This is a genomic window from Streptomyces europaeiscabiei (genome assembly GCF_001550375.1).
Taxonomy (GTDB): domain Bacteria; phylum Actinomycetota; class Actinomycetes; order Streptomycetales; family Streptomycetaceae; genus Streptomyces; species Streptomyces europaeiscabiei.
Window position 1 is genome coordinate 1 of sequence record NZ_LRTR01000099.1, and the last position, 9415, is coordinate 9415.

12 protein-coding genes are annotated in these 9415 nt (G+C 70.9%); 10 read left to right on the forward strand and 2 right to left on the reverse strand.

The features are described 5' to 3' along the window. Positions 1-88: 88 nt before the first annotated feature. The 6 genes from AWZ10_RS04260 to AWZ10_RS04285 all read left to right on the forward strand — a co-directional run bounded on the left by AWZ10_RS04260 (position 89) and on the right by AWZ10_RS04285 (position 4824). Positions 89-925 carry a slipin family protein gene (locus AWZ10_RS04260; RefSeq protein WP_060890472.1) on the forward strand — a complete coding sequence of 279 codons (837 nt, stop codon included), beginning with the start codon at positions 89-91 and terminating at the stop codon, positions 923-925. A gap of 108 nt (positions 926-1033) precedes the next feature. Next, positions 1034-2416, forward strand: coding sequence for a PhoX family protein (locus AWZ10_RS04265; RefSeq protein WP_060890473.1), 1383 nt, complete (start codon positions 1034-1036; stop codon positions 2414-2416). 141 nt (positions 2417-2557) lie between these two features. After that, positions 2558-3376, forward strand: coding sequence for a helix-turn-helix domain-containing protein (locus AWZ10_RS04270; RefSeq protein ID WP_060890474.1), 819 nt, complete (start codon positions 2558-2560; stop codon positions 3374-3376). Next, on the forward strand, positions 3376-3636 hold the full coding sequence (locus AWZ10_RS04275) for a DUF397 domain-containing protein (RefSeq protein ID WP_060890475.1): 261 nt from the start codon (positions 3376-3378) through the stop codon (positions 3634-3636). The genes AWZ10_RS04270 and AWZ10_RS04275 overlap by 1 nt, the downstream gene beginning before the upstream one ends. A gap of 51 nt (positions 3637-3687) precedes the next feature. Further along, positions 3688-4587: a polysaccharide deacetylase family protein gene (locus AWZ10_RS04280; RefSeq protein ID WP_046709062.1), complete on the forward strand. Its 900-nt coding sequence runs from the start codon at positions 3688-3690 to the stop codon at positions 4585-4587. Between the two features lie 33 nt (positions 4588-4620). Continuing rightward, positions 4621-4824, forward strand: coding sequence for a hypothetical protein (locus AWZ10_RS04285; RefSeq protein WP_060890476.1), 204 nt, complete (start codon positions 4621-4623; stop codon positions 4822-4824). On the opposite strand, the gene AWZ10_RS53455 is transcribed toward AWZ10_RS04285, so the two are convergent. Beyond that, entirely contained in the window at positions 4816-5487 is a 672-nt protein-coding gene (locus tag AWZ10_RS53455) for a hypothetical protein (RefSeq protein WP_046709064.1), read from the reverse strand. The genes AWZ10_RS04285 and AWZ10_RS53455 overlap by 9 nt on opposite strands. Then, positions 5487-6458: an ABC transporter ATP-binding protein gene (locus AWZ10_RS53460; protein ID WP_060890477.1), complete on the reverse strand. Its 972-nt coding sequence runs from the start codon at positions 6456-6458 to the stop codon at positions 5487-5489. Before AWZ10_RS53460 ends, AWZ10_RS53455 begins: the two co-directional genes overlap by 1 nt. A 70-nt stretch (positions 6459-6528) precedes the next feature. Between AWZ10_RS53460 and AWZ10_RS04300 the strand changes: the two genes are divergently transcribed. The 4 genes from AWZ10_RS04300 to AWZ10_RS04315 form a co-directional block, all read left to right on the forward strand. Next, complete coding sequence (locus AWZ10_RS04300; protein ID WP_060890478.1) at positions 6529-7287, forward strand: peptidyl-tRNA hydrolase; 759 nt, start codon at positions 6529-6531, stop codon at positions 7285-7287. Positions 7288-7470: 183 nt separating this feature from the next. Beyond that, complete coding sequence (locus AWZ10_RS04305; protein ID WP_046708220.1) at positions 7471-8079, forward strand: DUF4142 domain-containing protein; 609 nt, start codon at positions 7471-7473, stop codon at positions 8077-8079. A gap of 116 nt (positions 8080-8195) precedes the next feature. Beyond that, positions 8196-9002: a DUF4142 domain-containing protein gene (locus AWZ10_RS04310; RefSeq protein ID WP_046708219.1), complete on the forward strand. Its 807-nt coding sequence runs from the start codon at positions 8196-8198 to the stop codon at positions 9000-9002. 160 nt (positions 9003-9162) lie between these two features. Next, the coding region (locus AWZ10_RS04315; protein WP_208618445.1) for a multinuclear nonheme iron-dependent oxidase at positions 9163-9415 on the forward strand (253 nt) is incomplete at its 3' end.

Sequence of the window (9415 nt, forward strand, 5' to 3'; positions counted from 1 at the left end):
GCCCAGCCCCGGCACCGGGTGCCCACCCGCCCCCGCCCCGCCATATCGTGGTATTACCATCGACAGGGGACGACTCAAGGGGGTCGTCATGGTAGAAGAGCTGCTCATAGCCGCCGCAGCGGTCGGCTCCGCAGCCGTCGTGTACGTCGCTGCCGCGGCCCGGGTCGTCAAGCAGTACGAACGAGGCGTGGTCTTCCGCCTGGGCCGCCTGCGCGGCGGGCCCAGAACCCCCGGTTTCACCATGGTCGTCCCCGGCATCGACCACATCCGCAAGGTCAACATGCAGATCGTGACGATGCCCGTCCCGGCCCAGGAGGGCATCACCCGCGACAACGTCACCGTACGTGTCGACGCGGTGGTCTACTTCAAGGTCGTCGACGCGGCCAACGCGGTCATCCGGGTCGAGGACTACCGCTTCGCCGTCTCCCAGATGGCCCAGACCTCCCTGCGCTCGATCATCGGCAAGAGCGACCTCGACGACCTCCTCTCCAACCGCGAGAAGCTCAACCAGGGGCTGGAGCTGATGATCGACAGCCCGGCCGTGGAGTGGGGCGTCACCATCGACCGCGTGGAGATCAAGGACGTCTCCCTCCCCGACACCATGAAACGCTCCATGGCCCGCCAGGCCGAGGCCGACCGCGAACGCCGAGCCCGCATCATCAACGCGGACGCGGAGCTGCAAGCATCCAAGAAGCTCGCGGAGGCCGCCCAGCAGATGTCCGAGCAGCCCGCCGCCCTCCAACTCCGCCTGCTGCAGACGGTGGTGGCGGTCGCCGCCGAGAAGAACTCCACCCTCGTGCTCCCCTTCCCGGTGGAGCTGCTCCGCTTCCTGGAACGGGCCCAGGCAGGCCCTCCACCGGACCCGCCTCCACGGCCCCATCCGTCTCCCCCGCCCCCACCGTTCCCGCCCCCTCCGACCGAGTGACACCGGGACGACTCCTCCGCCTCCCCCTCCTCGCGTGGTTCACGTGGCCGTGACCGCGTGATACACACAGGCGGGTCACATCCTGTCCGCCAACAGGAAGGTAGTCCCATGTCAGTGACCCGCCGTCAGGCCCTCGCCCGTTCCGGCGCCCTGGGCGCAGGCATCGCAGGCATCGCGTTCACCGGAGCCCTGTCCGAACTCTTCGCGGGCTCGGCCGCCGCGCAGAGCGACCTCGGCCACTCCGGCTACGGCCCCCTGATCCCCGACCCGAACGGCCTGCTCGACCTGCCGAAAGGTTTCCGCTACCGGGTCCTCTCCCGCGAGGGCGACCCCCTCCGCTCCGGCGAGGGCCAGGTCCCCAGCAACCACGACGGTATGTCCGCCTTCCCCGGCAGACACGGCCGCGTCCACCTCGTCCGCAACCACGAGAACCGTCACAACGGCCGCATCCCGGTCCCCACGATCGAGGGCCTCACCTACGACCCGATGGGCAAGGGCGGCTGTACGTCGTTGACCCTCGACGCCCGCGGCAAGGTCCTCGCGGAACGCGTCGCCATCGCCGGCACCGCGGTCAACTGCGCGGGCGGTCCCACCCCTTGGGGCACCTGGCTGACCTGCGAGGAGAACGAGGACAAGGCCGGCACCAACGGCTACACCAAGGACCACGGCTTCATCTTCGAGGTCGACGCGGCCGACCCGCGCCGCTCGGGAGCCGTCCCTCTGACCGCGATGGGCCGTTTCCAGCACGAGGCGATCGCCGTCGACCCCAAGCGCGGAGTGGTCTACGAGACGGAGGACGCCTTCGAGCGCCCCTTCGGCCTCTTCTACCGTTTCCTCCCCAACAGGCCGAAGGGCGGCCTGGGTTCACTGCGCGCGGGCGGCCGGCTCCAGGCGATGCGGGTCCCCGGCGTACCCGACCTCTCCCCCATCCAGGACCCCGGAGCCCGCTTCGAGGGGATCGAGTGGGTGGACGTCCCCGACCCCCTGGCCACCCAAACCGCCATCCGCCACCAGGACTTCGGCCCCAAGGGCATCACCCACGCGCAGAAACTGGAAGGCTGCTATTGGGGCGGCCGCAGCGTCTACTTCGTCTCCTCCTTCGCCCGCAGCGCGGACGGCTCGGCCGCCGACCACTACGGCCAGATCTGGCGCTACGACCCCGACCACCGCACCCTCACCCTGGTGATCGCCTTCGGCCCCGACACCGACCTCCAACTCCCCGGCGAGTCCCCCGACAACATCTGCCTGGCCCCCTCCGGCGGCCTCATGGTCTGCGAGGACGGCAACGGCACCCAACACGTCTACGGTGTCACGCGCCGCGGCGACGTCTACGCCATGGCGCGCAACGCCCAGAACATCGGCACCCCCACCGAACCCGAGTGGGGCGAGTTCGCAGGCGTCACCTTCTCCCCCGACGGCGACACGATGTACGTCAACTGCTACACCCCGGGCACGACCTTCGCGGTGACGGGGCCGTGGCGACGTACGTGACCTGAGCCGAGCGGAATGAGGGGAACACGCATGTACGGCACGTCGCCGTACATGCGTGTTCGATGGACAGTACGCGTAACCGTTCGTGACTCTGGGTGAGTTGATCGTGAGGAGATCCGACTCACCCGGAGGTGGCCGAGCATGAGCGTCGACTGGGAACCCGACCCGTCCGACAGTCTGAAGACGTTCGGGGCATTCGTGCAGGCGCTGCGGGAGCATCACGGACACACGAGGGAGCAGTTCGCGCCGCTGGTTCGGTTCAGTGTGCACACGGTCGCCTCGATCGAGCTGGGGAGGCGGATGGCGGACGAGGTGTTCGTGGAGCGGGCGGATCAGGTGTTGGGGGACACGGGGGCGCTGCTGAGAGCGGCGAAGCATCTGTCGCGGCAGCCGGGGTTGGCGTCGTGGTTCCGGAAGTGGGCGCGACTGGAGGGCCAGGCGGTCAGTCTGAGCACGTACGAGTGCCGGTTGGTGCCGGGGTTGCTTCAGTCGGAGCCGTATGTGCGGGCCGTGTTCGGGGAGAGCATTCCGCCCCGGACCGACGAACAACTCGAAGCCCAGGTGACCGCGCGAACGGAACGGCAGCGGCTGTTCCACGAGCTGCCCAACACCTCCTTCAGCTTCATCATCGAAGAGGCCGTTCTGCGGCGGGAGTTGGGGGGCCCGGAGGTCACACGCGGGATGCTCGACCATCTCCTGGAACACATCCGGCTGCGGAACGTCGTGGTTCAGGTCATGCCGCTGAACAGCAGGCATCACGCCTGCCTCGATGGACCCCTACAACTCGTTGAGCTACCGGACGGACGGCGCCACGCCTACTCGGAAGGGCAGAAAAGCGGTCGGCTGATCTCCGACGTGAAAGAGGTCAGTGTGCTCTGCCAGCGGTATGCGACACTGCGCTCGCAGGCCCTCTCACCCGCCGATTCCGAGGGGCTGTTGGAGCGATTGCGAGGAGCGTAATGAGCAGGCCCGAACTCGCCTGGTTCAAGAGCAGCTACAGCGGCACTGAGGGCGACAGCTGCGTCGAGATCGCGCTCGCCTGGCGAAAGTCGACGTACAGCGGCACCGAGGGCGACGACTGCGTAGAAGTCGCCACCCTCCCCTCCACCATCCACGTCCGCGACTCCAAGATCTCCGCCGGCCCGGAGCTGACCCTCTCCCCCGCCGCCTGGACCCCCTTCATCACCCAGGCGGGTGACTTCGTGCCGGACTCCCTGTAATCCGGCAGCTAAACCGACTACCCGCTGACCCCACCGCCGTACTTTCGTGCGGTGATCAGTCCTGTACGAAGAATCACCGCGCTCTGCGCACTCGGCGCACTCGGCGCCGCTCTCGCCGCCTGTGGCACCCCGCATGCCTCGACGCGCATCGTGAACGCCACCGCCAGCCCCTCGGCAGCGTCGTCGTCCCGGCCGCCCACGCTCGCGCCGGGACCGGCCGGGCTGACCCCGGTGTTCGAGCACGGCCTGCGGACCCGCACCGACAAGACCGTGGCGCTCACCTTCGACGCGGACATGGCCGCGGATCAGGGAGAGCGGGCCGCCGCGGGCGAACGGTTCGACAATCCGGAGCTGATCGCCGCGCTGCGGCAGCTGAAGGTTCCGGCCACGGTGTTCATGACGGGGCGGTGGGTCGAGGAGTATCCGATCCAGGCACGCTCCATCGGGCGGGACCCCCAGTTCGAGGTGGCGAACCACTCGTACAGCCATCACGCCTTCACCGAGGACTGCCACGGCCTGCCGACCATGGCGCCGGGGCGCATGCGGGCGGATCTGGAGCGGGCCTATCGGGTGTTCCGAGCCGCGGGGGTGACGGATCCGATGCCGTATTTCCGGTTCCCCGGAGGCTGCTACGACAGCCGCGCGCTGCGGCAGCTCAGCGCGTCCGGCGTGACGGCCGTGCAGTGGGACGTGGTGAGCGGGGACGCGTTCGCGACGGACCCGGACGAGGTGGTGCGGGAGGTGCTGGAGGGCGTGCGGCCGGGGTCCGTCGTGGTCATGCACTGCACCCGGAGTGCCGCGCCGGTCACGGAGCGGGCCGTACGGAAGATCGTGCCGGCGCTTCGGGAGCGCGGCTTCCGGTTCGTGAAGGTGTCGGAGCTGGTCGGGACGACGGCGACGACGGCAGCGGCGGCGACAGCGACCGCGGCGATGGCGGACGCGGCGCCCTGAGCCGGCCCCACGCGGTCGCTCTACGCTGGAAACATGAGCGACCGCTACGGCACCGAACCGACGACCGCGGAACCGGCCGAGGCCCGCCCTCAGGACCCCGCCACATCCGACGGCCCGCCCTTCGCCGAGTGCGTACTGTGCCAGAGGCCCACCGAGTACCCGGAGTCCCACAAGGGGATCACCCTGTGCCCGGTGTGCGAATGGCGGGAGGCCGAGCGGACCGCCTGCTCAGGCTGAGCGGCGGGTCGTCAGGGCGCAGGCCACGGCGGTCGCGGCAGCCGTGATGAGCCCGGCCGCGATCAGGGGCAGGACGGGGACCGGGATCGTCGCGTGCTGCGAGCCGTCGACCAGGGCGGTGACCGCGATCCGGGCCGGGGACCCGGCCACCACCAGGGCCAGCAGCGCGCCGAGGAGCAGGGTGGGAACGGATCGGCCCGGCGAGCGCAGCAGCGGCCAGTTGGTGAGCGCGCCGACCGCCGTGCCGAGGAGGGCGCAGGCGAGCGCGGCCAGGATGCCCGCGCCGCCCGCCGGGAGTGCCTCGACGCGCGTCTGGTGGTCCGTGCTCGTGGGGGCGCTGATGATCGTGACGAGGACCGTGGCCACCGTGCCGAGGAGCGCGGCCGCCGAGAAGGCAACCAGGACACAGGCCAGGTGCGCCCGGCCCGGTCCGGCCGCCGCTCCCGTACAACTACGGGCGGCGGGCGGCTCGTTGGTGACGCAGATCCGCATCAGCCAGGCGGACACGGGCAGCAGCGCGGCGGCCGTGTAGCCGAGCGAGTCGAGCACCGGCTGCCCTCTCTGCACACCGATGGCGAGGAACGCCGCGTACAGGATGACGGGCGGCAGCCAGCGCTGGGAGCGGACCAAGAGGGCTGCCTGGTAACGGAGAAGGGCGGTCATCAGGAGCTCTCCACTTCCAGTTCCCATTCCAGTTCCGGTTCCGGTTCCGGTTCCGGTGAGTCGGCCGGAGCGGAGGCCGGACCCACGCTCACCACGTGCCACGGCGGGCGAGCCTCCAGCAACGCCCTGAGCAATACGTCCGAGCCGGCCTGCGGGACGGTGAACCGGTGCGCCCCGGAGGCCGTTTCCGAGACGGCCGTCGCCAGTTTCCCTACCTCGTCCGGGACTCGGGCGCCCGACGGTCCCCGCCCCTCGACGACGACAGAAGCGGCGACTGAGGCAGAGGCTGAGGCTGAGGCGGCCACCAAGAGGTCACCCGTCCCCGCCCGCGAGGTCCCCTTCCCGCCAAGGTGATCGAGGGAGCCCCCGACCACCGCGTACGTCGCGTCCGGCACCCCCGCCAGCCGCCGCGGGTCATGGTCGACGAACACCGCCGCGGCCCCGGCGGCGGTCCGCTCGACCACCACGCGCTCCAACTCGTCGCGGGCGTCGGCGTCCAGGCCGGTCCATGCCTCGTCGAGGACGATCAACTCCGGTTCGGCGAGCAGCGCCTGGGCCACGGCGACCTTCTGGCTGCTGCCCTTGGAGAGCTCCGCCATCGGCGTACGGGCGTACTCGGCGGCCCCGAAGCGCTCCAGCCACTCGGCGGCGGCGCGGGCGGCGGCCGGTCGGTCCAGGCCGTGGACGGCGCCGAGATGAGTGAGGTATTCGGCGGCGGTGAACGGCAGCGCGGCGGGGAAGCGTTCGGGGACGTACGCCGTGCGCGGGCGCCCCGTCACCCGGCCCTCCGTGGGGGCGTCGAGCCCGGCGAGGACGCGCAGAAGCGTCGACTTGCCGGTGCCGTTCGCGCCCTCGACCCGGATCAGCGCGCCGGGGGCGATCTCCAGGTCGACGCCGCGCAGCACCCAGGCGCCACGGAACCCGTAACGGCGGCCGACACCGTCCAGCCTCAGCAGTAACTCACGTTCCATGCCCCCATCCTCGTACAAGCGGGCGAGTGCGGGTCCGGGGAGGGCACCTTCCGCCTGGCAGACTGGGCGGGTGACCACGAGCGACCCGACCTCCACCCAGGCCCCCGTCCCCACTCCGGCCCCCACGCCCGCCCAGGACAGCCCCTTCCGGGACGAGCGGACCTCGCGTGACGAGGCGCCGCAGTTCGTGCTGCCCCTGGTCGCGCGCATCGAGCGGGGCGCTCCGCCGGCGCGTACGGACGCGCTGGAGACGGCGGCGCGGGCGGTGCTGGTGATGCTGAGCGACGCGCGGTCGCTGGGCGACGGAGAATGGGCCGAGGCGATGCGGAGCTGGCAGGACGCCCGGATCCGCAAGGTGGTCCGGCGGGCGCGCGGCGCGGAGTGGCGGCGGGCCGAGGCGCTGCCGGGGATCACCGTGGCGGGCAAGTCGGCCGAGGTACGCGTCTTCCCGCCGGTCCCCCTCGACGGCTGGCCCAAGGACCTGGCCCGCCTCCAGGTCTCCGGCACGGACCTCGACGACCCGGAACCGCCGGCCGGTCCCGACCCCGCCGCCCCGGTGCTCTGGATGAACCCCGAGGTCGACATGTCGGCGGGCAAGGCGATGGCCCAGGCCGGTCACGGCGCCCAGCTCGCCTGGTGGGACCTCGACGACCCGGCCCGCGCCGTCTGGCGGGACGCGGGCTTCCCGCTCGCCGTCCGCACCGCCGCCCCCGCCCACTGGCAGGCCCTCACCACCACCGGTCTCCCCCTCGTGCGTGACGCGGGCTTCACGGAGGTCGCCCCGGGCTCCAGCACGGTGGTCGCGGACCATCGGGCGCTGCGCGGCTGAGCCCCGTTCGACCGGCGCCCACCCGGGGCCGCGTTGAATCGTGTCCGCCTGAACGTCCGCCCGAACCGGATGTACTCAGCAGGTTCAAAGCTCGTTGAACAACTCCGCCGCCCCGCACGTATCTTCCGGCACTGGCCAAGTAACTGCCCCAACGACCAGTTGGCATCATCCGGGAGGATCACTTTGCGGCGTCTCAACGGCTCGCTCATCGCCAGCCTTGCCCTCGTCGTCACCGTCGGCGCACTGGCGTTCCCCGTATGGTCCTACGCCGACCGCTCGGGTACCGCCCAGGCCAACATGGCCGCCGGCACGGTGAACACGCAGTGGGGGCCGCTGACGGCCTCCGACCGGGACCTGATCATCCGTGTGCGGCTGGCGGGACTGTGGGAGCTGCCCGCCGCCGAGAAGGCGATGCAACGGTCGAGCAGCCCGACCGTGAAGGAAGCCGCGGACCACCTGATCGTGGGCCACAAGGACCTCGACGAGCGGGCGCGGGCCGTGGCGTCCCAGCTCGGCGTCGATCTGCCGAACGTTCCGAACGAGCAGCAGCAGGGCTTCCTCCAGCAGATGGACAACGCGACGGACGACCAGTTCGACCGTGTGTGGGCCAACCTGCTGCGCTCCGCCCACGGCAAGATCTTCCCGGCCATCGGGACGATCCGGAACCAGACCGAGAACACCCTGGTGCGCCAGCTGGCCTCGGACACCAACCAGACCGTGCTCGACCACATCACGATGCTGGAGAAGACCGGACAGGTCGACTTCGACGCGATCGCCAACGGCACGATCTGACGCGGCCCCGGCTCCGCCTGCGGGCGGCGGCCGGGCCCGGCACACTGCGGTCATCTCCGCACCCCCAAGCAACAGTCAGTCCCCAACGATCAGTTGGTTTCCTCCGGGAGGCTCATTTGCGACGCTCCAAGGGCTCTGTCCTCGTCGCCCTGGCGATCGCCGGCACGCTCACCGCGGTCGCCTACCCCATCTTCTACTCGTACCCCAACCGCAACGCCACGGCCGCGGCCGCGCTCACCGGTGACACGGTGACCACGCAGTGGGGGCCGCTCACCCCCGGCGACCGCGACCTGCTCATCCGTGTGCGGCTGGCGGGTCTGTGGGAGCTGCCCGCCGGGCAGCAGGCTCTGGAGCGCAGCGGCAGCAAGGCCGTCAGAGAGGCCGCCGACCACCTGATCGTGGGCCACACCGACCTCGACAAGCGGTCCCGGGTCATCGCGGCGAAGCTGGGTGTCGAGCTGCCGAACCAGCCGACGGCGGAGCAGCAGGGCTTCCTCGACCAGATGACCGCCGCGAAGACCGAGGCCGAGTACAACAAGGTCTGGGCGAACCTGCTGCGGACCGCTCACGGCAAGATCTTCCCGGCGATCGCCTCCGTGCGGAACTCCACCCGCAACACGCTGATCCGCCAGTTGGCCTCCGACGCCAACCAGACCGTGCTGGACCACATCACGATCCTGGAGGGCACCGGCGAGGTCGACTTCGCGACCATCGCCAACAACTCGGTCAGCGGTACCGCCAGCCCGACCGGCCCGCCGCCGCCCGTCCCCGGTCAGGTGCCGCCCGCCGCGCCCCCCGCGGTGCCGTCCACCAACCCGGACGTGCAGTCGAAGCCGTCGCCCTTCCCGTCCAACAAGGTCCCCACCGGCCGTCCCGACCCGGAGGAGATCAACAAGGACCAGGGCCAGCCGGCGGTCCAGTAGAAAGCTCAAATGTTGCTCTGAAGGTCCCCTCCACGGGGTTCGGACCCGCATCCCGGGGCCATGACTCCGTCACGCCGGAACACGGGTCCGCGCAGGGAGACGTGGCACGACGAGTCGCAGTCCTGGTGCAGCCGTGGCCGACGTGACCGAGGAGGGGACGATGGAGCAGATCGCACAGTTGGGGACGGGGATCGGCTGGCGGCCGGAGATCGCCGACGCCGTCGAGCGCATGGCCGGTGCGGCGGGCGGTGTCGACTGGGTCGAGGTCGTCGCCGAGAACGTCTGTCCCGGCCACATCGCGGAGTCGCTGCTGCGGCTGCGCGAGCGCGGCGTCACGGTGGTGCCGCACGGCGTCTCCCTCGGCCTCGGCGGCGCCGACCGCCCCGACGAGCAGCGCCTGCGCGCCCTCGCCG

Excerpts from the sequence above, each read along its gene's own strand:
- AWZ10_RS04275 (WP_060890475.1), top strand. The coding sequence starts at position 3,376 with ATGAGCAGGCCCGAACTCGCCTGGTTCAAGAGCAGCTACAGCGGCACT.
- AWZ10_RS53460 (WP_060890477.1), bottom strand. The coding sequence starts at position 6,458 with ATGGAACGTGAGTTACTGCTGAGGCTGGACGGTGTCGGCCGCCGTTAC.
- AWZ10_RS04260 (WP_060890472.1), top strand. The coding sequence starts at position 89 with ATGGTAGAAGAGCTGCTCATAGCCGCCGCAGCGGTCGGCTCCGCAGCC.
- AWZ10_RS04285 (WP_060890476.1), top strand. The coding sequence starts at position 4,621 with ATGAGCGACCGCTACGGCACCGAACCGACGACCGCGGAACCGGCCGAG.
- AWZ10_RS04265 (WP_060890473.1), top strand. The coding sequence starts at position 1,034 with ATGTCAGTGACCCGCCGTCAGGCCCTCGCCCGTTCCGGCGCCCTGGGC.
- AWZ10_RS04270 (WP_060890474.1), top strand. The coding sequence starts at position 2,558 with ATGAGCGTCGACTGGGAACCCGACCCGTCCGACAGTCTGAAGACGTTC.
- AWZ10_RS53455 (WP_046709064.1), bottom strand. The coding sequence starts at position 5,487 with ATGACCGCCCTTCTCCGTTACCAGGCAGCCCTCTTGGTCCGCTCCCAG.